Origin of the sequence: Neobacillus sp. SuZ13 (assembly GCF_030123365.1) — a bacterium.
GTDB lineage: Bacteria > Bacillota > Bacilli > Bacillales > Cytobacillaceae > Neobacillus.
In genome coordinates, this window is the sequence record NZ_CP126107.1 from 5734080 (window position 1) to 5760101 (window position 26022).

The following is a 26022-nucleotide window of genomic DNA, read 5'->3' on the forward strand; positions in this document are numbered from 1 at the left end:
CTAAAAAAGGAGCAACAATTGTTCTATTATGCAGAAATGAGGAACGAGGCAAAAAAGCGATTCAATATATTATTGAAGAAACAGGTAATACCCAAGTAGATCTCCTTCTTGCTGATTTATCATCTCAGCATTCAGTCAAAAAAGCAGCAGATCAATTTAATAAAAAGTATAACAAGTTAGATGTTTTAATTAATAATGCTGCAGTCTTTTTAGCAAAACGTTCTGAAACTGAAGATGGAATTGAAACCACGTTTGCCACAAACTATTTATCCCATTTTATCCTTTCCCACCTCTTACTGAAGCCGCTTGAAGCAAGTGGTGAAGGACGAATTATTAATGTAGCCTCCAAGCACAACGGAATTAAAATGAACTTTGATGACCTTATGACCAAACAAAATTATGCTTTTTTCAGAGCAGTAGGTCCTACTAAATTAGGTTTAATTTTATTTACAAAGGAATTTTCAAAGAGGCTTGATGGAAAGTGTGTTACCGTTAACAGCCTGCATCCAGGAATTATCCGCTCTAATCTTATGCATGACATGCCTTGGATTCTACGGACGATACTCAAAACGTTCTCAGCTAATCCGAAAAAAGGTGCGGTTACACCAGTCTATCTTGCTTCCTCCCCTGATGTTCTTGGCGTTAGCGGTAAATTCTTCGTTAACTGTAAAGAAACAGAAACGACTGAAGCGGCAAATGACCAGGATTCTGCCCGGAAATTATGGGATATCAGTATGAGCTTAATCAAGCCTGAAATCCTCTTTTAGCGGCACCAAGTTTTTTGAGATATGCACTTGATAAAAAGGATTTTATCGTTTCTCTAAAAAAACTTGACCTAAACTTTGGTTTAGGTTGTATCTTTTTAAATGTATTTAATCAATATAAACATTGGAGGAATTTAAATATGACAAAATTCGCTTTTGTAACTGGTGCTAATAAAGGTATTGGCTATGAGATTGTCCGTCAATTAGCAGAAAAAAATTATCACGTTTTTTTAGGAGCTCGTAATGAAGAACTTGGACAAAAAGCTGTACAATCTTTAGGCTTTTCGAATGTTTCCTTTGTTCAAGTAGATATTTCAGACTCTCAATCCATTCAAAACTCAAAAATTAAAATCCTTGAAGTTACGGATCACTTAGATTTGTTAATCAATAACGCTGGGATTGCACTCGATTTCGGTATTTTACCTAGTGAATTAAAATTAGAAACCCTGCGTCAAGGATTTGATGTTAACTTCTTTGGAACATTTCAGATGATCCAAACCTTTTTACCTTTAGTAAAAAAATCTCCGCGTGGAAAAATTGTAAACGTCACTACTGATATGGCTTCGCAAACGATGTTTGACAATGGGCAAGCAGGACAACTAAATATATTAGGCTATAATTCATCAAAAACTGCGGTAAATTCTTTAACATTAGCCTTTGGGAAAGAATTCGGGACAAACGGTCCTGAAATTCTAGGAGTTACACCTGGTTTTACCACTACTGACCTTAACGGCAATGCTCCTGGAGGCAAAACACCTGCGGAAGGTGCACAAATTATTGTTAATTATGCCGTAAGTAATACCATTTATAATGGTAAAATTCTGAATCAAAATGGGATCATTCCTTGGTAAATGAATTACTATGAATTACACTATTGGACAAGTCGCCAACCTGAATCATTTATCCATTTCTCAATTACGTTACTATGATAATCAAGGACTGTTCCCCTTTCTCAAAAGAACCGAAAAAGGGGACCGAGTTTTTGATGAAGATGCACTTAAATTTCTGGAAATTATTTTATGTTTAAAAAATACCGGAATGCCAATCAAGGACATTAAACAGTTTGTAGATTGGTCAATGGATGGTAAAGATACTATCACTCAACGACTAGAAATGATGAAGCAACAAGAAATCAATGTTCTACAACAAATTCGTGATTCAGAAGAAAATTTAATAAAAATTCAACAGAAAATTGTAAGACTTGAACGTGAAATGGATGAAAATCATTAATAGATTGTATAAAGCAGAAAAGACCAACGTACATACGTCTGGTCTTTTTTGTGAATATCTAATATAAATCCGTAATTAGGCATTCTATAGCATATCTTATATTAAAAAAAGCTGGACGACGGTAGCTAATTCCTCAATATTGTCCCCTTAAGTAAAAAAGATATATTCTGGGATTATTCCATCTCTAAAGCATTTGCTTTAGTTACATGAACTGTACCAAATGGATGCTGTGGAGGAGCATATATAGAATAAAGTTTTAAAGGGATATTACCTGTATTGGTAACATTATGCCAGGTTCCTGCAGGTATCATAATGGCAAAATCATCATAAACATTTTGTACAAAGTTTAAATTGTCTTTTCTGTTGCCCATTTGAACAATCCCTTGACCTTGTTCAATCCGTAAGAATTGGTCAACGTTAGGGTGAATTTCTAAACCGATGTCTTCACCAACTTTAAGACTCATCAATGTAACTTGCAAATGATTTCCTGTCCATAAAGCCGTTCGATAAGTATTGTTTTGCTTCGCAGCCTCATTAATATTGACTACAAAAGGTTTCCGCCCATAATCTTTTATCTTGTTTCTTGGGTCATCATATATATTCCAGTAGTAAGGCTGTCTTATATAATTATTATACATTGGGACATTAGCACAATAATCATTAGGATGATATGGGTATGGAAACATCCAAGGGGTATAGTACATTTTATTCAATCCCTTCACAGATTTATACAAATTATCGTATGCACTATTTATGGGAATGTACTTATGTGCAGGGCGAATTTAGCCCAAAACAGTTGGTCCATTTAATGGAACTATTGAACAAAAGATAAACACAATCTTCAACTAAACTGCTTACGTTAGTTCAAAAAGAAAAAGGGATTGCGCAGCAGTCCCAATCTTAAACTCTTGCACCCAGATAGTTTAAGTACAACATTTCACAAACTTTCTTGTGGAATAGGAAAAAACCGACCTTCATATTGAAGAATCGGACTCGTTAATTAGCTCTTTATTAATTGTTCACTGTTATCTAATGTACTATCTACCCTCCCCCTAACTTAAAGGTTGTGGGGAACCAGGTGGAACGTAAAAAGGTGGTACTCTAATCCATCCGCGTTTACGCATTAAATGTTTTAATCTAGTTGCGAAGGCAAATTTTTCTGTTTGAAACTGAATAAATAATAAACCAACATCTGTACGAATCGATTCGGATGCAGCACCAGCAGAACGCATAATTAAACTTACAATTTTTAAAGATAATTCATTTGCTATGACATCATCTGTTAATTTAACTCCAAGTGGAATACTTTTAGAGTCAGATATTGGCATATCTTCAGGTGCAGGAGGTAGAGGAATTCCTTCCTTAATCATGAAATCATGGAGGCGTTCCCTTTGACTGGTTCCTAATTTCATATCTTCTTCAAGTATTGCTTTTAGTTCATCATCTGTTGTGGTATTTATACCTGATTGAACAGATACTTTAGCTAATTCTAGTCCTGCTAAGTAAATCCAGCATGACATCACTTCTCCGACATGAAGTGGTTGGTCTTCGTCTTGAACTGTCAGTGATTTCATGGCATCAATAACTGTTTCCAATAAATTTACCATACGAATCCCTCCTGAGCTGGTACTATACAAATATTGTTTGTATAGAAAGGGTTTTTATTCAGATGTCAACACCAGCAAAATTTCAACCTAAAAAAGAAAAAAGGAGCAAAAAATAAGGCATCCTTTTCTAAAGTAATGCACCCCGTTAATTTAAGTGTTTCTTTTCACAATGTTGCTATGAACCGTCTTATTTAAGAACTAAAAAATGTTTAAGAGAAACTAGAACGGGTACATAACAAATGTAAGTCAAATAGCAATTCCAAATTTCACTAGGAGGGATCTTATTATGGCAAACAAAAACGATAACAAAGGTACTATGACAATGGAAGAAGTAGGACGTAAAGGCGGAGAAGCGACTTCACGTACTCACGATAAGGAATTTTACCAGGAAATCGGGCGCAAGGGCGGAGAAGCCACCTCTGAAAGCCACGATAAAGAATTCTATCAGGAAATTGGGAAAAAAGGCGGAAAAGCCCGAGCAGAACAACGTGATAATGATTAAAGCTTGTCTATAAAGGGAGGAGAGAATTCTTCTCTCTTCTTTTTATCCCCCACCTAGTCCTTTACCACTAAACTGCCTCGTTAGTCGAATAAAAAAAGACCGCCACTGCGATCCATTTTTAACTCAAGCACTCGTTACTCTAAGTACAATCGTTCACATATTGGGAAATCTTAAAAACTTTTTTAAAAGCTTGTCCTGGTTTTGTTTTCTGCCGTACATACCAATTTGTAATAACCTAATAAAATAAGCAAAAGGATTGGATCAATAATAGCTGAATGCCATAATTTCCACTTACCATTATTAAAGTAACCCCAAGGTTCGGGAAGTAATGTAATTGACTCATAAATTAAGATAGCTATTGTGAAGAAGAAAATATAAGAAATTTGTTTTGTAAATTTGCTTCCAAAAGGAAACCAATTCAAAAACATTATGTTTACAGGTGGTATTACAAGCAAATGTGGAAGAATAGTTGCCCACTCTAATTGATTTTTTTCGAAATACCAATATCCTTCATATTTATAAACCACAAAAACGTCAAATACACTCTGAAATGCTACCGAAAATGTCCAAATATGAAGAATTTGATTGAATGTCAGTCTTTTATTGATTTTAAATGCAATAAAATTAAATATAATTATTACGGTAATTAGACCTATCATTAAACCCCTCCCTATTCATATAATTACCATTTTTCTGGAAGGTGATTCAGTTTTTTATACTGCAATTACTAAATCCAATGTTCAACTATACAGCTTCCGTTAGCTTAAGTGCAATCCTTCACAATTATGCTATGTAATTATAATAAAAAGGAGGATACCATTTCGATTCCATCCTTATCTAATATTCCTTTTCTTTTGGTCGCAACAAAAAACCTCCTATATCGTTAAGTACACTAAAGTCAATAATCGGTGTAATTTCTTACATGACCGTTATATTGACATTTTGACTAAACGATATAAGAGGTTGAAAAATGCCATGTAGGCAATAGTTTTTTATGCGCCTTAGAGGATTCGAACCTCTGACCCTACGCTTAGAAGGCGTATGCTCTATCCAGCTGAGCTAAAGGCGCATTTATGGCTCCGCAGGTAGGACTCGAACCTACGACCGATCGGTTAACAGCCGATAGCTCTACCACTGAGCTACTGCGGAATAATTAATAATGTTTCCTAAACTTAGTCATGTTACAAGCATGTCCCCACCTCAGTAAGTAACGCAAGAAGCGGCTCGGCGTGTACAACTCGCAGCATATTCATGATGCGTTGCTCGTCTCTACTCACTGAGCTACTGCGGAACAATATGATGGGCCTAAATGGACTCGAACCATCGACCTCACGCTTATCAGGCGTGCGCTCTAACCAGCTGAGCTATAGGCCCATATTGGAGCGGGTGATGAGAATCGAACTCACAACATCAGCTTGGAAGGCTGAGGTTTTACCACTAAACTACACCCGCACTATCAAAATTAATAAAAATGGCTGGGCTAGCTGGATTTGAACCAACGCATGTCGCAGTCAAAGTGCGATGCCTTACCGCTTGGCTATAGCCCAATAATTTATAAATAAATGGGGCGGCTGATGGGAATCGAACCCACGAATGTCGGAACCACAATCCGATGCGTTAACCACTTCGCCACAACCGCCATTATAGAATCATTTGGCAGGGGTAGTAGGAATTGAACCCACACCAAAGGTTTTGGAGACCTTCGTTCTACCTTTAAACTATACCCCTATACATGGTGGAGGGGGACGGATTCGAACCGCCGAACCCTGAGGGAGCGGATTTACAGTCCGCCGCGTTTAGCCACTTCGCTACCCCTCCATATAAAAAGGTGGCTCAGGACGGAATCGAACCGCCGACACAAGGATTTTCAGTCCTTTGCTCTACCAACTGAGCTACTGAGCCACACAAAATCTATATCAACAGCAGTTACCTACTGGGGATAAAAGTACGGTCTGGACGGGACTCGAACCCGCGACCTCCTGCGTGACAGGCAGGCATTCTAACCAACTGAACTACCAGACCAATTGCGGGGACAGGATTTGAACCTGCGACCTTCGGGTTATGAGCCCGACGAGCTACCAGACTGCTCCACCCCGCGATAATAGAAATTATTAATTTTGGAGCATGCCCCATATTTTGTTACTGACCGCCCCTATTTCAGAAAGCTTATTCAAGCAGCGGCTCAATCGTTGCACTGTAGATGATTCGAAGTAGCAAGTTCGAACGTGCTCCACCCCGCGACAACTAGAATAGGTTAACATTTATGGAGGAGGAAGAGGGATTCGAACCCCCGCGCGGTATGACCCGCCTGTCGGTTTTCAAGACCGATCCCTTCAGCCAAACTTGGGTATTCCTCCAAATTAAATATAAAACTAGTGGTGGACCTTGTAGGACTCGAACCTACGACCGGACGGTTATGAGCCGTCTGCTCTAACCAGCTGAGCTAAAGGTCCAAGTTTAAATAATATATGGTAGCGGCGGAGGGGATCGAACCCCCGACCTTACGGGTATGAACCGTACGCTCTAGCCAGCTGAGCTACACCGCCATAATATCAATTTAAAATTGTTGGTGGAGTCTAGGGGGATCGAACCCCTGACCTCCTGCGTGCAAAGCAGGCGCTCTCCCAGCTGAGCTAAGACCCCGTATGATTTTAAAGAGTGGTCGGGAAGACAGGATTCGAACCTGCGACCCCTTGGTCCCAAACCAAGTGCTCTACCAAGCTGAGCTACTTCCCGTTAAAGTGCGCCCTGAGAGATTCGAACTCCCGACCTTTTGATTCGTAGTCAAACACTCTATCCAGCTGAGCTAAGGGCGCATATAAAATTTTAAATTTAAAGTGGTGCCGAGGACCGGAATCGAACCGGTACGGTAGTCACCTACCGCAGGATTTTAAGTCCTGTGCGTCTGCCAGTTCCGCCACCCCGGCAAAAATAGAGAGCGGAAGACGGGATTCGAACCCGCGACCCCCACCTTGGCAAGGTGGTGTTCTACCACTGAACTACTTCCGCATATAAAAATTAAATGGTGCGGGTGAAGGGAGTCGAACCCCCACGCCTTGCGGCGCCAGATCCTAAGTCTGGTGCGTCTGCCAATTCCGCCACACCCGCATATTAATTTTAAATGGTGAGCCATGAAGGACTCGAACCTTCGACCCTCTGATTAAAAGTCAGATGCTCTACCAACTGAGCTAATGGCTCAAAAAAGCAAAAAAAATAAATGGTGCCGGCTAGAGGACTTGAACCCCCAACCTACTGATTACAAGTCAGTTGCTCTACCAATTGAGCTAAACCGGCAAAATATGGTGGAGGATGACGGGATCGAACCGCCGACCCTCTGCTTGTAAGGCAGATGCTCTCCCAGCTGAGCTAATCCTCCAAAATGGTGACCCCTACGGGATTCGAACCCGTGTTACCTCCGTGAAAGGGAGGTGTCTTAACCACTTGACCAAGGGGCCAGATAAAATGTTGACAAAAAAAATAACCCAGATGGGCTAGCCTGGCAACGTCCTACTCTCACAGGGACGCGTGTCCCAACTACCATCGGCGCTGAGAAGCTTAACTTCCGTGTTCGGTATGGGAACGGGTGTGACCTTCTCGCCATTGCTGCCAGACTATTTAATTGAGGTTTCATTCCCTCAAAACTAGATAATGCAGAAGAAGTTTGTAAACTTTGAGTTCACCTTAAAAATGGTTAAGTCCTCGAACGATTAGTATCAGTCAGCTCCACATGTTACCACGCTTCCACCTCTGACCTATCAACCTGATCATCTTTCAGGGTTCTTACTAGCTTGCGCTATGGGAAATCTCATCTTGAGGGGGGCTTCATGCTTAGATGCTTTCAGCACTTATCCCGTCCGCACATAGCTACCCAGCGATGCTCTTGGCAGAACAACTGGTACACCAGCGGTGCGTCCATCCCGGTCCTCTCGTACTAAGGACAGCTCCTCTCAAATTTCCTGCGCCCACGACGGATAGGGACCGAACTGTCTCACGACGTTCTGAACCCAGCTCGCGTACCGCTTTAATGGGCGAACAGCCCAACCCTTGGGACCGACTACAGCCCCAGGATGCGATGAGCCGACATCGAGGTGCCAAACCTCCCCGTCGATGTGGACTCTTGGGGGAGATAAGCCTGTTATCCCCGGGGTAGCTTTTATCCGTTGAGCGATGGCCCTTCCATGCGGAACCACCGGATCACTAAGCCCGACTTTCGTCCCTGCTCGACTTGTAGGTCTCGCAGTCAAGCTCCCTTGTGCCTTTACACTCTGCGAATGATTTCCAACCATTCTGAGGGAACCTTTGGGCGCCTCCGTTACTTTTTAGGAGGCGACCGCCCCAGTCAAACTGCCCACCTGACACTGTCTCCCACCCCGATCAGGGGTGCGGGTTAGAATTTCAATACAGCCAGGGTAGTATCCCACCGACGCCTCCACCGAAGCTAGCGCTCCGGCTTCTCAGGCTCCTACCTATCCTGTACAAGCTGTACCAAAATTCAATATCAGGCTACAGTAAAGCTCCACGGGGTCTTTCCGTCCTGTCGCGGGTAACCTGCATCTTCACAGGTACTATAATTTCACCGAGTCTCTCGTTGAGACAGTGCCCAGATCGTTACGCCTTTCGTGCGGGTCGGAACTTACCCGACAAGGAATTTCGCTACCTTAGGACCGTTATAGTTACGGCCGCCGTTTACTGGGGCTTCGATTCAGAGCTTCGCTTGCGCTAACCCCTCCTCTTAACCTTCCAGCACCGGGCAGGCGTCAGCCCCTATACTTCGCCTTGCGGCTTCGCAGAGACCTGTGTTTTTGCTAAACAGTCGCCTGGGCCTATTCACTGCGGCTCTTCGAGGCTATTCACCTCAAAAAGCACCCCTTCTCCCGAAGTTACGGGGTCATTTTGCCGAGTTCCTTAACGAGAGTTCTCTCGCTCACCTTAGGATTCTCTCCTCGCCTACCTGTGTCGGTTTGCGGTACGGGCACCTTTTATCTCGCTAGAGGCTTTTCTTGGCAGTGTGGAATCAGGAACTTCGGTACTAAATTTCCCTCGCTATCACAGCTCAGCCTTCGCGAGAGGCGGATTTGCCTACCTCTCAGCCTAACTGCTTAGACGCGCATATCCAACAGCGCGCTTACCCTATCCTCCTGCGTCCCCCCATTGCTCAAACGATAAAGAGGTGGTACAGGAATATCAACCTGTTATCCATCGCCTACGCCTTTCGGCCTCGGCTTAGGTCCCGACTAACCCTGAGCGGACGAGCCTTCCTCAGGAAACCTTAGGCATTCGGTGGATGAGATTCTCACTCATCTTTCGCTACTCATACCGGCATTCTCACTTCTAAGCGCTCCACCAGTCCTTACGGTCTAGCTTCAACGCCCTTAGAACGCTCTCCTACCACTGACATCAAAGATGTCAATCCACAGCTTCGGTGATACGTTTAGCCCCGGTACATTTTCGGCGCAGAGTCACTCGACCAGTGAGCTATTACGCACTCTTTAAATGGTGGCTGCTTCTAAGCCAACATCCTGGTTGTCTAAGCAACTCCACATCCTTTTCCACTTAACGTATACTTTGGGACCTTAGCTGGTGGTCTGGGCTGTTTCCCTTTTGACTACGGATCTTATCACTCGCAGTCTGACTCCCACGGATAAGTCTTTGGCATTCGGAGTTTGTCTGAATTCGGTAACCCGATGAGGGCCCCTAGTCCAAACAGTGCTCTACCTCCAAGACTCTTACTACGTGAGGCTAGCCCTAAAGCTATTTCGGAGAGAACCAGCTATCTCCAAGTTCGATTGGAATTTCTCCGCTACCCACACCTCATCCCCGCACTTTTCAACGTGCGTGGGTTCGGGCCTCCATCCAGTGTTACCTGGACTTCACCCTGGACATGGGTAGATCACCTGGTTTCGGGTCTACGACCACATACTCATACGCCCTATTCAGACTCGCTTTCGCTGCGGCTCCGTCTCTTCAACTTAACCTTGCATGGGATCGTAACTCGCCGGTTCATTCTACAAAAGGCACGCCATCACCCATGAACGGGCTCTGACTACTTGTAGGCACACGGTTTCAGGAACTATTTCACTCCCCTTCCGGGGTGCTTTTCACCTTTCCCTCACGGTACTGGTTCACTATCGGTCACTAGGGAGTATTTAGCCTTGGGAGATGGTCCTCCCTGCTTCCGACCGGATTTCACGTGTCCGGCCGTACTCAGGATCCACTCAGGAGGGAACGAAGTTTCGACTACAGGGTTTTTACCTTCTCTGACGGACCTTTCCAGGTCGCTTCATCTACCCCGTTCCTTTGTAACTCCATGTTGAGTGTCCTACAACCCCAAGAGGCAAGCCTCTTGGTTTGGGCTATGTCCCGTTTCGCTCGCCGCTACTCAGGGAATCGCGTTTGCTTTCTCTTCCTCCGGGTACTTAGATGTTTCAGTTCCCCGGGTATGCCATCAATACCCTATGTATTCAGGTAAAGATACTGTTCCATTACGAACAGTGGGTTCCCCCATTCGGAAATCTCCGGATCAAAGCTTACTTACAGCTCCCCGAAGCATATCGGTGTTAGTCCCGTCCTTCATCGGCTCCTAGTGCCAAGGCATTCACCGTGCGCCCTTTCTAACTTAACCTAAAAGGTTTATAACTCTTACTAAATAAGAGAGAAAAACTAAAATGGCGATTACTCGATGTTTACTTTGCTTCTTCATTACGATTATCTAGTTTTCAAAGAACGAATGGTTTGAGAGAATTGCACTCTCAAAACTAAACAAACAAAGATCGATGCACAAACTGTTTTGTCTGGCTCACAGGTCCAGCTTTATCCTTAGAAAGGAGGTGATCCAGCCGCACCTTCCGATACGGCTACCTTGTTACGACTTCACCCCAATCATCTGTCCCACCTTAGGCGGCTGGCTCCTTACGGTTACCCCACCGACTTCGGGTGTTACAAACTCTCGTGGTGTGACGGGCGGTGTGTACAAGGCCCGGGAACGTATTCACCGCGGCATGCTGATCCGCGATTACTAGCGATTCCGGCTTCATGCAGGCGAGTTGCAGCCTGCAATCCGAACTGAGAATGGTTTTATGGGATTGGCTAAACCTCGCGGTCTTGCAGCCCTTTGTACCATCCATTGTAGCACGTGTGTAGCCCAGGTCATAAGGGGCATGATGATTTGACGTCATCCCCACCTTCCTCCGGTTTGTCACCGGCAGTCACCTTAGAGTGCCCAACTGAATGCTGGCAACTAAGATCAAGGGTTGCGCTCGTTGCGGGACTTAACCCAACATCTCACGACACGAGCTGACGACAACCATGCACCACCTGTCACTCTGTCCCCCGAAGGGGAAAATCCTATCTCTAGGAGTGTCAGAGGATGTCAAGACCTGGTAAGGTTCTTCGCGTTGCTTCGAATTAAACCACATGCTCCACCGCTTGTGCGGGCCCCCGTCAATTCCTTTGAGTTTCAGCCTTGCGGCCGTACTCCCCAGGCGGAGTGCTTAATGCGTTAGCTGCAGCACTAAAGGGCGGAAACCCTCTAACACTTAGCACTCATCGTTTACGGCGTGGACTACCAGGGTATCTAATCCTGTTTGCTCCCCACGCTTTCGCGCCTCAGCGTCAGTTACAGACCAGAAAGCCGCCTTCGCCACTGGTGTTCCTCCACATCTCTACGCATTTCACCGCTACACGTGGAATTCCGCTTTCCTCTTCTGCACTCAAGTCCCCCAGTTTCCAATGACCCTCCACGGTTGAGCCGTGGGCTTTCACATCAGACTTAAAGGACCGCCTGCGCGCGCTTTACGCCCAATAATTCCGGACAACGCTTGCCACCTACGTATTACCGCGGCTGCTGGCACGTAGTTAGCCGTGGCTTTCTGGTTAGGTACCGTCAAGGTACCGGCAGTTACTCCGGTACTTGTTCTTCCCTAACAACAGAGCTTTACGACCCGAAGGCCTTCATCGCTCACGCGGCGTTGCTCCATCAGACTTTCGTCCATTGTGGAAGATTCCCTACTGCTGCCTCCCGTAGGAGTCTGGGCCGTGTCTCAGTCCCAGTGTGGCCGATCACCCTCTCAGGTCGGCTACGCATCGTCGCCTTGGTGAGCCGTTACCTCACCAACTAGCTAATGCGCCGCGGGCCCATCTGTAAGTGTCAGCCGAAACCGACTTTCAGCTTTTCCTCATGAGAGGAAAAGGATTATCCGGTATTAGCACCGGTTTCCCGGTGTTATCCCAGTCTTACAGGCAGGTTGCCCACGTGTTACTCACCCGTCCGCCGCTAGACTCCGAAGAGTCTCGCTCGACTTGCATGTATTAGGCACGCCGCCAGCGTTCGTCCTGAGCCAGGATCAAACTCTCCAAGAAAGTTGATTAGCTCATAAAAGTTACGTTGGCTCATGTTCTTGCTATTATATATAGAAGAAACACGATAATAATTGTTTGTTTGCACGATTTTGTTTGTTTAGTTTTCAAAGAACAATACATCACTTCAATCAGCGACAACGAAATTAATCTTAACATTTCGCTTCGTAGAAGTCAATTTCTTTTTTAAATTAACTTCGCCGCCTCAGCGACGAATATTAATATAACAAATAATCTGCATGTAAGTCAACTTCTTTTTGCAAAAAAGTTTAAACATATAAAGAAGTTTTTAAATGCATCATACTCTAACCCATAATTATATAAGGAAGTTCGTACTTTTTCTAACAACTGTTTCATAATTTCTTCACAGCTTGGACTCACTAATTAACTCTCCGCATCCATATTATTCTTTAAGAAACGCTACCCGTTATTTTAAGTGTAGATTTTCACAAACTCTTTCAACAAATGAATTAATGGTAATTGAAATTGTGCTTAATGTAACAATTGGAAGAAATTTAAATATTTATCTGTTAAACGAGAATAATACCTTTAACAAGAAGTGGGAGGAACAAGATGGATAGGAATACATTTGTTGAAGCACAGATTACGGAACATCAGCAAAACAAAAAATTAACTGCTTCAGAACTAGCAGATTTGTTTGCTAACTTTCAGGGAGATAGTATGTTTTCTTGTGTTTTCGAACATTTTCTTCAAGTCGTCGAAGACGATGAGGTTAAAGATTATGTAGAATTTGCATTAGCACTTTCTAAGAGACATGTTAAGCAAATAAGTGATATTTTTGCTATGGAAAAAATACCTATACCTGTTGGTTACGGGGAACAGGATGTTCGAAAAGATGCACCCCGCCTATTTAGTGATATGTTCATGATTTTTTATACTACACAAATGGCAAGTATATCAATGACAATTTATAGTGGTGCTTATGGAAATGCTAGTAGACAAGATATTATGAATTATTTTAGAAACAATATTAATGATTCAGCAGAAACTTATGAAAGAGGAATCCATTTATTACTTTCTAAAGGAATGGATATAAATTCCCCAACTATTCCTTATGCTAAAAAGGTTGATTTTGTTGAGGAAAAATCATTTATATCAATATTTACTGGAAGAGATAGACCACTTACCGCACCTGAGATTAAACAGATACATTTTCTAATCAATACTAATGTATTAGGTAAATCATTAATGTTAGGTTTTAGCCAAGTTGCCTCTTCTGAGAAAATTAGAAAATACTTTCAAGAAGGTGCAAAACTTGCAGGTAAACAAATTACAGGGTTATCCGTACAATTAACAAATCAGGACTTACCCTCTCCTAAATTAATGGATGCACATATAACAGATTCAACCAGTTCTCCTTTTTCAGATAAACTTATGATGTATCATGGGTCATTAGCAGGAAGTATAGCCCTTACCAACTTGGGTACTGCCCTTGGACAAATGATGAGGCACGATTTAGCAGCATTGATTATGGGTTTCATCCCTGCAGCTGGAAAGTATAACAATGATGGTCTAAATATGATGATTGAACATGGGTGGGTGGAAGAACCATTTACAGCTCCGGATCGAAAGAAACTCTCTGAATCTTCACCAGGGAATCAGACTTAAATTAGGAAGATAAAAGTGAATAAGAATGCGTTTGAAAAACTTTTATGGTCTATCGCATTACCTGGTTTTGGACAAATACTAAATCAAAAGTATATAAAAGGCATTTTGTTTATATTCCTTGAATTTCTGGTAAATATTCAATCCAATTTTAATAAAGCGATCATTTCGAGTTTTCTAGGAACGCTTTTTCGTCTTCTGATGAAAAATTGCGTTCTTTTTATGCATTTTACCACCATTATTTTTCAACTAACCTCCCCCGTTACTTCAATAAGAAACAGCATTACCGTTGTTCCAGTAATGCTACCCATTAATGTAATAACACTTTTTATTAATCTTGGATCGTTTCACGGGCCCTTCCAGATGTTCGGGATGGATTGAAACCAGTTCATCGTCGTATTCTATATGCTAAGCATGATCTTGGAATGCATTCAGACAAGCCCTAAACTATTAGCTGGTTTAGTTCAAGAACCAATAATGTCCTTTGTATAAATAAAGCCTATTCTTCGATTAAATTCCCATTTTCATCATAATACTTATATTTATATTCCGCAGATTTATGTTTAGGCAAATCAATCCACGCTACTGAACTTTCGTGTACTTTAAGTTCCTTTTTAAAGATTTGTCCGTTCACGTCTAATTCCACTTTTGCAATCCCATTTTCTTCATTAGTCACGAACAAAAACTTTAAATTAGGTAACTCCCCACCTTTGAGTTTGACCAGGAACGAAGCGAAAGACTGATTTTCCATCTTCTCAATATGATTCCATTCATAGTTCCCTCTTTTATTCTTGGTAAACTGAATATAACCAGGATTATTATTTAATAAAAATGGAACAATCCGCTCATTTTTTATATCCTTAATTTCTAATATTTTTATAGATTGATAGTTATATCCATCAATAGATCTAATCACCTTTAAAATGGATTCTTCATCATTACCATACTCTCTCTTCGTAGCGTTTAATATGAATGTTATTAAAATAAGTACTATGATTACTAAAACAACATAAAGGATTTTTTTATTCTTAATTACCATAAACCAATCCCCCCTCATATCTTTATTCTACAAAAATCCAGCACGGCTCCGTTAGTCAAATAAGAAAATAAGATCGCCTTCGTTGATAATTCTTTATCTCAAATACCCCTTACTAAATTAACGTTCCGATACCGTACCCCAGTGTTTAACTAAAGCACCCCGTTACCTCAATAAGGAAGATTATGACTTCTTGAAAATGCTATCTATATAATCCCGCCAATAATCAACTAACCAATTATTATATTTATGATACAAATGTACCAATTTCTCAACTTCATTAGAATGTATTAAACAACCTCTATCATCATACATATGAAATATTATGCCCTTTTCGGTGCTAATAAAGTAAACAGATTGTCCAATAGAAGGTTCTCTTCCTTGTTCATAATTTCCTATACCTTCAAGTATTTCCTTGTAGGTAATAGACTTTAATTGTGAATATACAATTTTCACTTTGTATTCATTCTTTATTTCTATTGTTTGACCCGTTATATCATCATAATCCTCATCTATATCAAATAAAATTTCCTCTTCTATATTTAAGTTACTTAATAAATCATATACGTATTCTGGAGTGGTTTTTCCAAACATAATATCCTCTGTTACTTCCCAATCTTTTATATAAACATATATAAAATCATCAGGCTTGAACACTTCTTCAAACAATGTAGTAACTCTCGTAACAACTTGATTAATTCTTTCATTTGTTCCGTTTTCATATGGCTCACCTAGTTCAAACCTTAGATGCACATCACTTGTTAAGTTAGGAAAATTATTATCTATGTACTTCAATATTTTTTCTTTCATTGGAATTACTCCCTAATATAAATTCTGTATTTGATCTCCATTCTGCTTGTAAATTCGATATCTCTATATAAGTTTCCTTCTTAAACTACACTGCTTCATTAGTTCAACAAGAAAAAGGAGCTGCGATCACAACTCCATCTTAAACTCAAACACCCGTTACTTTAAGTACAGTATTTCACAATCTAACTCGTTAATCGAACAAGGAAGAGTAGATGCATTATTTAGGCATCCTACACTGTTAGTTAATAAGCATCATTGACAAACCAGAATATTAAATTATAAAACGAAGATTTTTGTGGACTACACTAAAAAATTAATATGGGTTAGGTTGATAAAAATAATTGGGTTTTTTAATGTCATTATTATATGGTTTGTGGAAAATATGAGTTGCAGCTGGTGACAGTGGTGGAATAAGCCACGTCCAGTCGCCTGTAATAGATCTTTCACTTGCCCTTTCTTTTTCTTCGAATTTTTTGAATTGTTGTGCAGCCGTATGATGGTCTACAATACTAACCCCATCCTCCTTAAAGGAATGTAAAACTGCAGTATTCAATTCTAAGAGTGCCCTATCCTTCCATAAAGATATATTACTTTTTATGTCCAACCCCATTAATTTTCCTATTTGAGGAAGCATATTATACCGCGATTCATCCGCAAAGTTCCTTGCCCCTATCTCAGTCCCCATATACCAGCCATTAAAAGGAGCAGCGGTATACGTAATGCCGCCAATTTCTAAAATCATATCCGAGATCATTGGTACTGCATACCATTTCAAATTTAAATCATTAAACCATTTGTAATTGGGATGACGAATTGGCACTTCGAGAAGAAGCTTTTCTGGAATCTGGGCTACTTTTGGATGATGATCATTTATTTGAACAACTAAGGGTAAAACATCGAAATTTCCAAACTTCGGTTCCCATCCTAAATCTATACAGGTCTCGGTAAAGGAAATGGAGTGTGGATCCCCTAAAACACCATGTTCCGTTTTGTAACCTGCATAGCGAATTAATTGGTTATTCCATATACGAACTTTTTGGTTCGAAGCTTTTTGTGAAAAAATGGTGATTGTAGGGCGTATTCGACCCTTATTCGTTGCATATTCAATGTGTTCAAATAAGGCTTCGATAATTTCTTCTTCTGTCTTTAGGTTCCTCTTATCGATCACGTTTAATTGATCCCAAAATAATCTTCCTATACAACGGTTACTATTACGCCAAGCCATTTTTGCCCCATATTCAAGCTCTAGGTTGGTGTGTTCATAAAAACCTTTATTCCGTATCTGTTCATTCAATTCATTCAATCTATGTTCCACTTCCTGCTCTGTTTTATTTAATTCTCTATAACAGGTCCGGATAAATTCCTCAGCTTCCTTTAGTAAATCAGTAATCAAAACAAATCCTCCTTGGGTATATGGCAGATAATATCCTATTATGTAAAAAAGATCCAATCCTAAACAAATAATATTGTTTCAAAATCAACTTTACCATTTAACCCAAAGAGATTTCCATCCCATTTCAACAATCCTACTCCGTTAGCACAGGATAGGTTTATTTGGTTATGTTACTAATACACAGCTTCTTACTCATCTTGTATGGAAATTTGTATTTGTAATTGGTTTGTCATGGGATGTTTATTTTAGTTTCAAAAAGTTCAATGAAGAGGTTAAAGGTGACGATGATACACCTCAATCTATTAAACTAGCAATTATCGGAATTACTTTAATTTTCTTAGTTGGACCTTTATATTTCGGCTTATTTAATTATGCATTTAAATAAAATAGTTTATTTTTCCTGGGTCACTACTCCTATTATTTCAACCATTACCGGAGTACCCTAAAGGGTACTTTGGTTATTTTTTGAGACTTATTTTGCTCCTTCAAAATATCGGTCAAGTTCGACCTAAAAAAATAAATCCCTTATTAAACTATCTTGCTCGGATAGCTTAAGTACACTCCTTCACAATCTCTCCTATATTGCTCATTAATCCTTATAAAAATATGGTGTATCTTATTACCATTCCCTTTGGAATTACGTACTATGAAAAACCTCCAATTTACTCCAAGTCGCTTTCCACTTCTTTTTTGTGATGCGATTTTCGTAGATTTCTACTCTTTCTTTCGTCTCTGTAAACAAAGGGGTCGGTTTTACTATCAAATTGACGACATCACTAATGCCCCATGGAGCCGTTAGGATAACATGGTCATTTTCATCCAATTTCACTCCTAAAGCTGTCGCTGTTTCCGGAAACTTCGAGATTGCATCAACAGAGGATGTATAGGGCGGTACATTGCTTTTCATGTGCATTCTTGCTTCATTTTTTACAGACCATGGAATGGCAGGGTTCAAGGATTTAAGTCTTTCTTCCAGAATCTTTTCCTCTATTTCATCAATAATAGTAGGATCAAAATATATGACATCAATATCTGGGATCGGCGTTCTTTCCTTGAAATGGTGTAAAGTATCCCATATTTTCGAACGAACAAAACCAGCACAAATCCACCAATCCGGTAAATTCAATGATTTTGCACATTTCAGTATTTCCATCATCCATTGATCTTCTTTAATAAGCATCTTAATTCTTTCTTCATTCATCACTTAAACGGACTCCTCATCCAATGTATTCCTTTCAATATTCTTTAACCTTGGATACTAATCCTTCCCAACCTGATTCTCTAGAAACTATTATTTTGCGTTAAGAAAAAGTTAAGGCTCGTCAGACATAATCATTCTTGTAAACAAGAAAACAACAAATGATAAATCATCAATTTCAGTTTGGGAGGAATGTTAATATGAAGAAAAAATGGTTATTTTGGCTTCCAGTTGGCGCAGCTACGATTTGGGCAGGTTCACATCTACTTCGGGGATTTGGGCACTTTGGTCACTTCGGCGGTCATGACATGATGCAGGCAGGTGCTGGCCAAGGGATGATGCAAGGCGGTCAAGGTCCTGGCATGATGGGACATGGAGGCAGGCATGGATTTGGATTTGACTTTGGTTGGACAAAAACCCTTATCGGTGCCGGGATTGCACTCTTTGGTATCTCACTTCGCAAACATGCTGGAGATAAAGTATGGAAAAAATGGGCTGGTTACGGATTAATCGGTGTTGGCCTTGTCACCGCTTTAAAGGCAGCCCTTCCGTTTCTAGCGATTGGCGCGGGTGCTTACTTGTTGTTTAAGAAAGTTGGCTCCACTAAATCAAAAGAGTTCAGCCCCATCGGCTACACGGCACCTGTGGTAAACAACAACTCACAAATTTTGGATACATGGGAAAAGAATCTTTCTAAGGAGGAAAAGTAAAATGGGTATTTTTAATCGAGGAAAAGCAATGGTGATGGCAGATATACATGAAGTCCTGGATAAGGTGGAAGATCCAATCAGTTTAATGAATCAATATATGCGGGAATTGGACGAGCAGGTGGATCAGACAAAGGATGCGTTAGTACAGCAATTGTACTTAGAAAAACGTCATGGGCTACTGGTTGCAGAGGCACAAGTTTTGGTTGCAAAACGTACTCGCCAAGCAGAGCTTGCCGTTGCAAACGGTGAGGACACAATCGCAAGGATTGCTCTTCAAGAAAAGTTAAAAGAGGAAGCCAAACTGAAACTCTATGCAGAGCAGTATGCGGCAATGAAACAGCTGACGTCTACGCTCCGTGATCAAATTGATGTATTACTTGAAAAATACAACGAATTAGCAAACAGGCGTCTAGTGCTCCTCTCACGTGCACATGCGGCAAAAGCGCAAGAGCAGTTGCAAGCAGCGATTGCTTCCTTCAACACGGACAATGCCTTAAAGGGATTCAACCGAGTGGAAGATTATGTCCAGCAATTAGAGGCACAGGCGTTGGCCGCTTCCTACTTTATCCCATCTGCCCCACCTGTAAACTTGGAAATACAGGAAGCGGTAGAACGTGAATTGGCCCAACTGAAGGAAAGTAAGTAACATTATGAAGGAATCGAAAAAGAAGAGGAAAGGTTGGCGCTGGCTGCTTGGAGCTTTTGTTTTAAGCGTTGTTGTACTATTTCTTGGCATGCAATATGCCAAACCTGGTGGAGTGATCCACGCCTTTATTCAGGACATAATCAGTCAAGGTACTGATTTGATAAAAAACTTGGGGACTGATCTGAAATCAAACATAATCGAGCAGGGACAGGCTTTCGTACCAGATAGTGTAGCAGCAATGGTTTCACCATTGAGCACACCGTTAGGGATAAGTGCGGATGAGTTCGTTTTGTTCAGTATTTTATTTGCCGCCATAACACTCGCTGCATTACTAACAGGCTGGTACCTTCGCAAGTTTGGCAAGAAAAAATGGTTAGGCTATTGTCTTAGCTTCATTGGCTTTCTTCCCCTCCTACCTGTGATGGTTGCTGGCTCGCTAGTCTATTGGATGGGTAAAAAATATTGGATGGGTGGTAGAGTCCAGTCGAAAGTGGAATCAGTAGAACCGCGAAATCATCCGGCACCTGATAAAGGGGCCAGTCCTGTTGATGATTGGGGACAGGCATTTAAGAGGATGGAGAAATTACAGGCATAGTGAAACGAAAAGGCCGAAATAGTGCTATATAGAGGCCTTCAGGCTGTCGAAAAACTTTCGGCAGCCTTTTTATTATTCTTTATATTACATTTTATGGAGTTCAATTAGAATTTATGTGGATTTGTAATTACTTATGACATAATTTTTGATACTTATGACACATTTTAAGAGATTTATGACATATTTCAAAGCACTTATGACGTGTTTTGCGAAACTTACGACATTTACTGGATAATAATTGGAAATCAACCAAAACTTTTGGTATTTATGACATATTTCAGGGTTTTGTCAATCTCATCAATGCTTCATTCCGGGTAAATCTACCTCTTAAACTATAAATCTCATGATTTTTCTAACGACTTAACTAGTGTATGGGCGAATTATGGTGATTAATGAGCGGATTCCAATGTACAATGAGCGAATTTTCAGCCTCAATGAGCGAATTTCGATGTACAATGGGCGAATCTATGAAAGCAACAATCCAAGTCGTAACAGATGATTGGTATTGTACATTCCGACAATATGTATTTTTCATTATCTAACAACTTTTAAAATTATCCTAGTTTTTTCCTACTATATGTCCATTGTATCAGGGCTTCTTCTTCGAAAGGATCCTATGTGAAAGTCGGAACCGTTTCTGGTTCAACCTTGAGTTATACGAACAAAGGGTTAAAAAAAGGAAGAACGTATTATTACAAAGTGAGAGCCTATAAAACGGTAAGTGGAAAGAAGATTTACAGCAGTTATTCCTCTTACATGTACCGTAAGGCAATATAACGTAAAAAAAGTTAGCCTCACAGCTGAGGCTAACTTTTTTATTGAATAGCGAGTAAAGTCATTTGCTGACCCCGTTTCCCTTCAAGGGTTAGAGTTACTTTCTGCCCAAAATGTTCTACTAATTCCTTTATCAACTTTCCTGATGCTTTGGCAGTATACGTGTTTCCATTCGCCGTACTAAAACGAAATGTTCCATTAAGGTCTACGGCTTGAAGTTGCGCTGATACTTTTATTTGATTAGTTGTGGCAGCTTCACTATTGGCAGGGATGTTAATCTTTTGCCCGATTTTCAAGCTTATAGGGTCAACGGTTGGATTTAGCTCCTGAATGGATGAGACTGAGATATTTAAGGCTTTACTGATTTTAATAAACGTGTCACCGGGCTTGATCACATACGTAGCTGAACTTGGTTTTGTTGTGGCCGGTTTGTTCATAGTTAAGTAGGTTTCGCTGACAAACGCTGCTTTGCCGTTGAATTGAATCTGCGCCCATCCTTTACTAGACGATTTCACCGACACTTGATCGTTTAATTTTAACGTACCTATTACCGTACCACTCGTAGAGGCAGCGTCTCTCACTTTTAATGTTGTCGCATTTACATACATCGTTTTGGCTTGAGTGATAGCTGGCTTCGTCGTTTCACCTGGTGTGGTAAGAAAACTAGCACTCACAAAACAAACTCTTCCTTTGATCAGAATGCCTGCCCAGCCGTTTTCGACGAATGAAACCTTGACAACTTCCCCTTTTTTATAGGTTCCTATGATACTGCTGTCTGTCGTCGGATGTGACCGGACATTTAGGGTTGTCGCATTCACTGTTCTATTATGTACTTTTGGTAAAAGAATTTTTTTACCGTTAATGGAAGTCAGTCCATTGGCCTCTAAAATTCCATGCACGGTTACTCCATGTGCTGCCGCAATCGCTTCGATTTTTTCGCCGCTTTTTACCTGATATGTATATTCCTGAATAAATGCCGCATTGGCTGTGCTGGAAAAAAAGCTAAGGACAACGGTAAAAATCCCCGTCACGACTAGTTTTTTTACTGGGCTATTTTGAATCATTTGGTTAACCTGTGATACATATGTATTCCAATTGGCACGAATATCTTTTAAGAATCCTTTGATATCTAATACATTGCGAATATCAAAATAACTGACTCTTTGATCATATTCGCGTTTTTCCATTCTCGAAGTGAACTCTGGTGCACTTAATTGCTTGCTTTTTCCATGAGTCTCTTTCCTGTTAAGGGCTAATTTACCATTTACAAATAAATCGTTCGTCATATTCACTATTTCTCCTATTCCCTTTTGTCGCTGTCTTAAGGGGACGATCATGTGTCTAACACTAAATGCGGCCCATGACCATTTACCCCCCACTGTAAGATTCGACAGCATCCAGCATTTTTTGACCATATTTTAGTGATATAAGAAAATTTTGGACTAAAAAATAAAAGAACCGACAATTCTTTCTTAAATCTATTTTTTATATAAAACACCGAAAATGTAATATAAAATGGCTATCAATTTGCATATGAATTTGAAGGGCATACTATTAGTTTTCTTAGAATTTTTGATCTATGGATAGTTAGGATTTATAATAATTGAATTTTGTCTATTTTTGTAATGTTTTGATATCTTTTGTAGAAACTATTTTTATTTTTCTAAATATAATCCATAATATTTTTGGTAAGATTCCAAGCTTTTATGGAAATGGAAAATTGAAATCTTAAAAAAATATAATCTAAAGTAGTCCCAATGACGGAATGACTGATTTTGCAAGAATAAAATAGTAACAAGAATATTTTTTTTACACCAATCGGGACATTTTATGTCTATATAGGACAAATTATGTCCCAATACATTTTGTTGCAATATATTCAAAATATATTAAAAAAATTCAAGGAGGATTTATTATGCCAACAAACGTATTATCCTTAACAGCTTATCCTTTTTATATAAATGGGGAATGGAGAGAAAGTAAGTCTGGTGAAACAATTAAAATCACGTCACCTTATCTTTATGAAGTCCTTGGAGAAGTACAGGCGATTACAACTGAAGAGGTAGATGAGGCAATTTATTATGCTCATATAGCCCAAAAAAATTGGGCAGATACTTCACTTCAAGAACGGGCAAAATTTTTGTATCAATGGGCAGATGAATTAGAAAACATGCAAGAGGAAATTGCTGAAATCATTATGAAAGAAGTTGGGAAAAGTTTTAATGATGCAAAGAGTGAAGTCGTACGTACTGCCGGTTTCATTCGATACACGGTAGAAGAAGCGATGCATATGAAAGGAGAGAGTTTAAAGGGAGATAGCTTCCCGGGCGGTTCTAAGTCTAAGATTGCGATTGTTGATCGTGTTCCACTTGGAATAGTCCTAGCCATCCCTCCATTTAACTATCCGGTCAATTTAGCTGCTGCTAAACTGGCACCTGCACTTATTTCCGGGAATGCAGTCATCTTTAAACCTGCTACACAAGGCGCGATCAGCGGGATAAAAATGATTGAGGCTCTTCACAAAGCAAACTTTCCAAAAGGTCTTGTCAATATCGTGACAGGTCGTGGTTCGGTTATTGGTGATTACTTGGTGGAGCATAAAGGAATTAATATGATTTCCTTTACAGGTGGCACAAATACCGGAACTCGCTTAGCGAAAATAGCGGGCATGATTCCACTTGTACTTGAGCTTGGTGGGAAAGATCCTGGTATTGTGCGTGAAGATGCTGATTTAAATGAAGCGGCGAAACATATTATCAGCGGTGCATTTTCTTATTCCGGTCAGCGTTGCACAGCGATTAAACGCGTATTAGTTCATGACAGTGTTGCGGACCAGCTTGCTTCGATTTTAAAAGAAGAAATTGAAAAACTGGTGGTAGGTTCCCCGGAAGACGGCAGCACGGTTGTCCCGTTAATTGATAAACAGTCTGCTGACTTTGTTCAAGGATTAATTGAGGATGCCATTGAAAAAGGCGCAACCCTTGTAACAGGAAATAGGCGTGAACAAAATTTAATTTACCCTACTCTTCTTGATAATGTGACAGAAGACATGACCGTAGCTTGGGAGGAACCGTTCGGACCTGTGCTTCCAATAATCCGTGTATCCTCTGATGAAGAAGCGATTAATATTGCGAATGAATCTGAATTTGGCTTACAGGCAAGTGTTTTTACCAAGGATATTAATAAAGCATTTGCGATTGCGAATAAAATTGAAACAGGCTCAGTTCAAATAAACGGACGTACCGAACGCGGCCCGGATCATTTCCCATTTATCGGTGTAAAAGGATCCGGAATGGGTGCGCAAGGTATCCGCAAGAGCATTGAATCGATGACGCGTGAAAAAGTAACTGTATTAAATCTTACTTATTAATTTAAAGTTGAAAAATTGTAACTTTAATTCCTACTAAAGGGGCCTTGTTGGCCCTTCTTTGTTAATTTCCCTTGGAAGCTTTAAATGCAATTTACGTTGCATTGGCACCAGAAATTCCAGGGGTTCCACCAAATAAAAGGAGTTGGAAGATTTATGAAGAATACTAATAGCCCTACTATAGAGGAATTAGAAAGACGAATTGCTCATTTTGAGGATCGTCTTAAGGATTTTATTATTACCGAGGAACAAATTGAGTTTATCAAAGAAAGGTTAAGGGAACTAAAAAACGCAAAAGAGTGTTTATCATCGGAATGGGGTCGGTACCTGCCAGTCAAGTAGCGTTACAGAAAGCAGGGCTTAGTATTCAGAAAATTGATTTACCCCTTAAAGTACTTTATTCATTGATCTTAAAAAGGAATAAGTCGGTAATTGATTATATAGATGAAAATGGTTAGACATCTCAATATTTTGTATAACAAATATAAACCGCTCCTAAAAAACATTTTAAAGCGGAGACATGCATTATCAATCTTTCTGGCTCGATTTTTTGTAAATCAATAAGAGGTGAGTAGATTGAAAACAAGACAAGAGATACTTGGAGAGTTGAAAACAGAATTGCTACGGATTGGTTCAACTAACCAAAGGGATTATGATTTGTTGAAGAGGAAAGGACAAGTTTATAGTACAACCATTTGTCGCAGGTTAAAGTTAAGCTGGCCTGAAGTCGTCAAGCAAACTGGATTAAAGTTTTTTTCTACATAGAAGGAGCATTAGATAAGTCCAATGTTTATTCTTCCTGAATACCAAAGTAACAGGGGCGTTAGTTCAATAACAATTAATTAAGGAACGCACATATTATACACATCTAATATGTGCGTTCCTTTTTTTATGTGTTATGTGATTTACCCTAAACATAATAATACTAACGAATATTTCATTTTCATATAATATTATGCATTTGTATCTACTTCATTACCTTTCAGTATCATTTCTTTATATGAAGTAATTTTATGTTCTAACATTTTATTCGTTTCTTTCAGTGTCTTTATCTGGTTTTCTATGGAACTTTTATGATCTTCTAATAGTTTTAATCGATTAATTGCTGTATGTTCTCCTTCAGTATACAAGACGGCATACTCTTTGATTTTTGTGATCGGCATTTGCGTCTCTTTTAATTTTAAAACAAATTTTAGCCATTGAAGATGTGATTCAGTATATTTTCTTTCTCCATGTTCATTACGATCTGGAAGAATGATATTCTCTTTTTCATAGTAACGTAATGTATGTGTGCTAACTCCTACTAGTTGTGCCACTTCGCCAATTGTATACATAAAACCCTCCATTTTTAACCAATGATAATCAAGTGTAAAAAATAGGTTTGACTTAGAGTTTGCTCTAACCACTAT

General features: G+C 40.1%; 19 protein-coding genes, 24 tRNA genes, 3 rRNA genes and 2 pseudogenes. 12 read left to right on the top strand and 36 right to left on the bottom strand.

What is annotated here, in order from left to right; all coding sequences use genetic code 11:
- Positions 1–8 precede the first annotated feature (8 nt).
- The 3 genes and pseudogenes from QNH17_RS28005 to QNH17_RS28015 all read left to right on the top strand — a co-directional run.
- A pseudogene (locus QNH17_RS28005) lies at positions 9–767 on the top strand (SDR family oxidoreductase); the annotation flags it as partial.
- A 137-nt stretch (positions 768–904) separates the two neighbouring features.
- Positions 905–1615: an SDR family NAD(P)-dependent oxidoreductase gene (locus QNH17_RS28010; protein ID WP_283879617.1), complete on the top strand. Its 711-nt coding sequence runs from the start codon at positions 905–907 to the stop codon at positions 1613–1615.
- A 10-nt stretch (positions 1616–1625) separates the two neighbouring features.
- A complete protein-coding gene (locus tag QNH17_RS28015) occupies positions 1626–1994 on the top strand; it encodes a MerR family transcriptional regulator (RefSeq protein ID WP_283876594.1) in 369 nt (122 codons plus the stop codon).
- 173 nt (positions 1995–2167) lie between these two features.
- Here the strand turns inward: QNH17_RS28015 and QNH17_RS28020 are convergent, their stop codons facing one another.
- Positions 2168–2698 (bottom strand): cupin domain-containing protein, encoded by a 531-nt coding sequence (locus QNH17_RS28020; RefSeq protein ID WP_283879618.1) that lies wholly within the window; start codon positions 2696–2698, stop codon positions 2168–2170.
- Between the two features lie 348 nt (positions 2699–3046).
- The gene (locus QNH17_RS28025; RefSeq protein ID WP_283876595.1) at positions 3047–3601 is read right to left on the bottom strand and encodes a DUF3231 family protein; all 555 of its coding nucleotides are present in this window, start codon (positions 3599–3601) and stop codon (positions 3047–3049) included.
- Positions 3602–3887: 286 nt separating this feature from the next.
- Between QNH17_RS28025 and QNH17_RS28030 the strand changes: the two genes are divergently transcribed.
- Positions 3888–4103 (top strand): KGG domain-containing protein, encoded by a 216-nt coding sequence (locus QNH17_RS28030; RefSeq protein ID WP_349632555.1) that lies wholly within the window; start codon positions 3888–3890, stop codon positions 4101–4103.
- A gap of 182 nt (positions 4104–4285) precedes the next feature.
- Here the strand turns inward: QNH17_RS28030 and QNH17_RS28035 are convergent, their stop codons facing one another.
- From QNH17_RS28035 to QNH17_RS28170, 28 genes are all read right to left on the bottom strand, one after another.
- A complete protein-coding gene (locus tag QNH17_RS28035) occupies positions 4286–4762 on the bottom strand; it encodes a hypothetical protein (RefSeq protein WP_283876596.1) in 477 nt (158 codons plus the stop codon).
- Positions 4763–5098: 336 nt separating this feature from the next.
- Positions 5099–5172: transfer RNA gene (locus QNH17_RS28040), tRNA-Arg, on the bottom strand.
- 5 nt (positions 5173–5177) lie between these two features.
- A tRNA-Asn gene (locus tag QNH17_RS28045) sits at positions 5178–5252 on the bottom strand.
- A 151-nt stretch (positions 5253–5403) separates the two neighbouring features.
- Positions 5404–5477, bottom strand: a tRNA-Ile gene (locus QNH17_RS28050).
- Between the two features lie 4 nt (positions 5478–5481).
- A tRNA-Gly gene (locus QNH17_RS28055) sits at positions 5482–5555 on the bottom strand.
- Between the two features lie 20 nt (positions 5556–5575).
- Positions 5576–5650: transfer RNA gene (locus tag QNH17_RS28060), tRNA-Gln, on the bottom strand.
- 16 nt (positions 5651–5666) lie between these two features.
- A tRNA-His gene (locus QNH17_RS28065) sits at positions 5667–5742 on the bottom strand.
- A gap of 15 nt (positions 5743–5757) precedes the next feature.
- Positions 5758–5831: transfer RNA gene (locus QNH17_RS28070), tRNA-Trp, on the bottom strand.
- Positions 5832–5836: 5 nt separating this feature from the next.
- A tRNA-Tyr gene (locus tag QNH17_RS28075) sits at positions 5837–5921 on the bottom strand.
- An 11-nt stretch (positions 5922–5932) separates the two neighbouring features.
- A tRNA-Phe gene (locus QNH17_RS28080) sits at positions 5933–6005 on the bottom strand.
- 46 nt (positions 6006–6051) lie between these two features.
- A tRNA-Asp gene (locus tag QNH17_RS28085) sits at positions 6052–6125 on the bottom strand.
- A 2-nt stretch (positions 6126–6127) separates the two neighbouring features.
- Positions 6128–6201: transfer RNA gene (locus QNH17_RS28090), tRNA-Met, on the bottom strand.
- Positions 6202–6367: 166 nt separating this feature from the next.
- Positions 6368–6460: transfer RNA gene (locus tag QNH17_RS28095), tRNA-Ser, on the bottom strand.
- Positions 6461–6479: 19 nt separating this feature from the next.
- Positions 6480–6556: transfer RNA gene (locus tag QNH17_RS28100), tRNA-Ile, on the bottom strand.
- A gap of 16 nt (positions 6557–6572) precedes the next feature.
- A tRNA-Met gene (locus QNH17_RS28105) sits at positions 6573–6649 on the bottom strand.
- Between the two features lie 21 nt (positions 6650–6670).
- Positions 6671–6746 (bottom strand) — tRNA-Ala (locus tag QNH17_RS28110).
- Positions 6747–6762: 16 nt separating this feature from the next.
- A tRNA-Pro gene (locus QNH17_RS28115) sits at positions 6763–6839 on the bottom strand.
- A gap of 6 nt (positions 6840–6845) precedes the next feature.
- Positions 6846–6919: transfer RNA gene (locus QNH17_RS28120), tRNA-Arg, on the bottom strand.
- A gap of 22 nt (positions 6920–6941) precedes the next feature.
- Positions 6942–7030: transfer RNA gene (locus QNH17_RS28125), tRNA-Leu, on the bottom strand.
- Positions 7031–7040: 10 nt separating this feature from the next.
- Positions 7041–7112, bottom strand: a tRNA-Gly gene (locus QNH17_RS28130).
- 14 nt (positions 7113–7126) lie between these two features.
- A tRNA-Leu gene (locus tag QNH17_RS28135) sits at positions 7127–7211 on the bottom strand.
- A 14-nt stretch (positions 7212–7225) separates the two neighbouring features.
- A tRNA-Lys gene (locus QNH17_RS28140) sits at positions 7226–7301 on the bottom strand.
- Between the two features lie 20 nt (positions 7302–7321).
- Positions 7322–7397: transfer RNA gene (locus QNH17_RS28145), tRNA-Thr, on the bottom strand.
- Positions 7398–7403: 6 nt separating this feature from the next.
- Positions 7404–7479, bottom strand: a tRNA-Val gene (locus QNH17_RS28150).
- Positions 7480–7483: 4 nt separating this feature from the next.
- A tRNA-Glu gene (locus tag QNH17_RS28155) sits at positions 7484–7558 on the bottom strand.
- 39 nt (positions 7559–7597) lie between these two features.
- Positions 7598–7714, bottom strand: a 5S ribosomal RNA gene (gene rrf / locus QNH17_RS28160).
- A gap of 76 nt (positions 7715–7790) precedes the next feature.
- Positions 7791–10725 (bottom strand): 23S ribosomal RNA (locus QNH17_RS28165).
- A 198-nt stretch (positions 10726–10923) separates the two neighbouring features.
- Positions 10924–12461: ribosomal RNA gene (locus QNH17_RS28170) — 16S ribosomal RNA — on the bottom strand.
- Together the 16S, 23S and 5S rRNA genes with 24 tRNA genes alongside form the textbook arrangement of a ribosomal RNA operon.
- A 570-nt stretch (positions 12462–13031) precedes the next feature.
- Between QNH17_RS28170 and QNH17_RS28175 the strand changes: the two genes are divergently transcribed.
- Positions 13032–14087 (top strand): DUF3231 family protein, encoded by a 1056-nt coding sequence (locus QNH17_RS28175; protein WP_283876597.1) that lies wholly within the window; start codon positions 13032–13034, stop codon positions 14085–14087.
- A gap of 332 nt (positions 14088–14419) precedes the next feature.
- Positions 14420–14527 (top strand): annotated as a pseudogene (locus QNH17_RS30125) (DNA gyrase subunit A); the annotation flags it as partial.
- A 56-nt stretch (positions 14528–14583) separates the two neighbouring features.
- Here the strand turns inward: QNH17_RS30125 and QNH17_RS28180 are convergent.
- The 4 genes from QNH17_RS28180 to QNH17_RS28195 all read right to left on the bottom strand — a co-directional run bounded on the left by QNH17_RS28180 (position 14584) and on the right by QNH17_RS28195 (position 18524).
- The gene (locus QNH17_RS28180) at positions 14584–15123 is read right to left on the bottom strand and encodes a hypothetical protein (RefSeq protein ID WP_283876598.1); all 540 of its coding nucleotides are present in this window, start codon (positions 15121–15123) and stop codon (positions 14584–14586) included.
- Positions 15124–15303: 180 nt separating this feature from the next.
- Positions 15304–15930: a DUF3885 domain-containing protein gene (locus QNH17_RS28185; protein WP_283876599.1), complete on the bottom strand. Its 627-nt coding sequence runs from the start codon at positions 15928–15930 to the stop codon at positions 15304–15306.
- A 313-nt stretch (positions 15931–16243) separates the two neighbouring features.
- Positions 16244–17323 (bottom strand): nitric oxide synthase oxygenase, encoded by a 1080-nt coding sequence (locus tag QNH17_RS28190; RefSeq protein ID WP_283876600.1) that lies wholly within the window; start codon positions 17321–17323, stop codon positions 16244–16246.
- A gap of 637 nt (positions 17324–17960) precedes the next feature.
- Positions 17961–18524, bottom strand: a complete 564-nt coding sequence (locus tag QNH17_RS28195) for a nucleotidyltransferase family protein (RefSeq protein ID WP_283879619.1) — start codon at positions 18522–18524, stop codon at positions 17961–17963.
- A gap of 197 nt (positions 18525–18721) precedes the next feature.
- Between QNH17_RS28195 and QNH17_RS28200 the strand changes: the two genes are divergently transcribed.
- The 3 genes from QNH17_RS28200 to QNH17_RS28210 are packed head-to-tail and all read left to right on the top strand — an operon-like array spanning position 18722 to position 20472.
- Positions 18722–19231: a hypothetical protein gene (locus tag QNH17_RS28200; RefSeq protein WP_283876601.1), complete on the top strand. Its 510-nt coding sequence runs from the start codon at positions 18722–18724 to the stop codon at positions 19229–19231.
- Position 19232: 1 nt separating this feature from the next.
- Positions 19233–19877, top strand: a complete 645-nt coding sequence (locus QNH17_RS28205; RefSeq protein WP_283876602.1) for a PspA/IM30 family protein — start codon at positions 19233–19235, stop codon at positions 19875–19877.
- 4 nt (positions 19878–19881) lie between these two features.
- Positions 19882–20472 carry an MFS transporter gene (locus QNH17_RS28210; protein WP_283876603.1) on the top strand — a complete coding sequence of 197 codons (591 nt, stop codon included), beginning with the start codon at positions 19882–19884 and terminating at the stop codon, positions 20470–20472.
- 815 nt (positions 20473–21287) lie between these two features.
- On the opposite strand, the gene QNH17_RS28215 is transcribed toward QNH17_RS28210, so the two are convergent.
- Entirely contained in the window at positions 21288–22532 is a 1245-nt protein-coding gene (locus tag QNH17_RS28215; protein WP_283876604.1) for an SH3 domain-containing protein, read from the bottom strand.
- 629 nt (positions 22533–23161) lie between these two features.
- Between QNH17_RS28215 and QNH17_RS28220 the strand changes: the two genes are divergently transcribed.
- The 3 genes from QNH17_RS28220 to QNH17_RS28230 all read left to right on the top strand — a co-directional run bounded on the left by QNH17_RS28220 (position 23162) and on the right by QNH17_RS28230 (position 25378).
- Positions 23162–24616 (top strand): NADP-dependent glyceraldehyde-3-phosphate dehydrogenase, encoded by a 1455-nt coding sequence (locus tag QNH17_RS28220; RefSeq protein ID WP_283876605.1) that lies wholly within the window; start codon positions 23162–23164, stop codon positions 24614–24616.
- Positions 24617–24769: 153 nt separating this feature from the next.
- Positions 24770–24955 (top strand): hypothetical protein, encoded by a 186-nt coding sequence (locus QNH17_RS28225; protein ID WP_283876606.1) that lies wholly within the window; start codon positions 24770–24772, stop codon positions 24953–24955.
- Between the two features lie 234 nt (positions 24956–25189).
- Positions 25190–25378: a hypothetical protein gene (locus tag QNH17_RS28230; RefSeq protein ID WP_026568333.1), complete on the top strand. Its 189-nt coding sequence runs from the start codon at positions 25190–25192 to the stop codon at positions 25376–25378.
- Between the two features lie 188 nt (positions 25379–25566).
- Here QNH17_RS28230 and QNH17_RS28235 read toward each other — a convergent pair whose 3' ends face one another.
- Positions 25567–25947, bottom strand: a complete 381-nt coding sequence (locus QNH17_RS28235; RefSeq protein WP_283876607.1) for a MerR family transcriptional regulator — start codon at positions 25945–25947, stop codon at positions 25567–25569.
- Positions 25948–26022 lie beyond the last annotated feature (75 nt).

Bases quoted from the DNA above. Each gene is read 5' to 3' on its own strand.
- QNH17_RS28205 (WP_283876602.1), top strand. From the start codon at position 19,233: ATGGGTATTTTTAATCGAGGAAAAGCAATGGTGATGGCAGATATACAT.
- QNH17_RS28025 (WP_283876595.1), bottom strand. From the start codon at position 3,601: ATGGTAAATTTATTGGAAACAGTTATTGATGCCATGAAATCACTGACA.
- QNH17_RS28210 (WP_283876603.1), top strand. From the start codon at position 19,882: ATGAAGGAATCGAAAAAGAAGAGGAAAGGTTGGCGCTGGCTGCTTGGA.
- QNH17_RS28015 (WP_283876594.1), top strand. From the start codon at position 1,626: ATGAATTACACTATTGGACAAGTCGCCAACCTGAATCATTTATCCATT.
- QNH17_RS28225 (WP_283876606.1), top strand. From the start codon at position 24,770: ATGAAGAATACTAATAGCCCTACTATAGAGGAATTAGAAAGACGAATT.
- QNH17_RS28010 (WP_283879617.1), top strand. From the start codon at position 905: ATGACAAAATTCGCTTTTGTAACTGGTGCTAATAAAGGTATTGGCTAT.
- QNH17_RS28180 (WP_283876598.1), bottom strand. From the start codon at position 15,123: ATGGTAATTAAGAATAAAAAAATCCTTTATGTTGTTTTAGTAATCATA.
- QNH17_RS28235 (WP_283876607.1), bottom strand. From the start codon at position 25,947: ATGTATACAATTGGCGAAGTGGCACAACTAGTAGGAGTTAGCACACAT.
- QNH17_RS28200 (WP_283876601.1), top strand. From the start codon at position 18,722: ATGAAGAAAAAATGGTTATTTTGGCTTCCAGTTGGCGCAGCTACGATT.
- QNH17_RS28175 (WP_283876597.1), top strand. From the start codon at position 13,032: ATGGATAGGAATACATTTGTTGAAGCACAGATTACGGAACATCAGCAA.
- QNH17_RS28185 (WP_283876599.1), bottom strand. From the start codon at position 15,930: ATGAAAGAAAAAATATTGAAGTACATAGATAATAATTTTCCTAACTTA.
- QNH17_RS28020 (WP_283879618.1), bottom strand. From the start codon at position 2,698: ATGTACTATACCCCTTGGATGTTTCCATACCCATATCATCCTAATGAT.
- QNH17_RS28215 (WP_283876604.1), bottom strand. From the start codon at position 22,532: ATGACGAACGATTTATTTGTAAATGGTAAATTAGCCCTTAACAGGAAA.
- QNH17_RS28195 (WP_283879619.1), bottom strand. From the start codon at position 18,524: ATGAATGAAGAAAGAATTAAGATGCTTATTAAAGAAGATCAATGGATG.
- QNH17_RS28030 (WP_349632555.1), top strand. From the start codon at position 3,888: ATGGCAAACAAAAACGATAACAAAGGTACTATGACAATGGAAGAAGTA.
- QNH17_RS28220 (WP_283876605.1), top strand. From the start codon at position 23,162: ATGCCAACAAACGTATTATCCTTAACAGCTTATCCTTTTTATATAAAT.
- QNH17_RS28035 (WP_283876596.1), bottom strand. From the start codon at position 4,762: ATGATAGGTCTAATTACCGTAATAATTATATTTAATTTTATTGCATTT.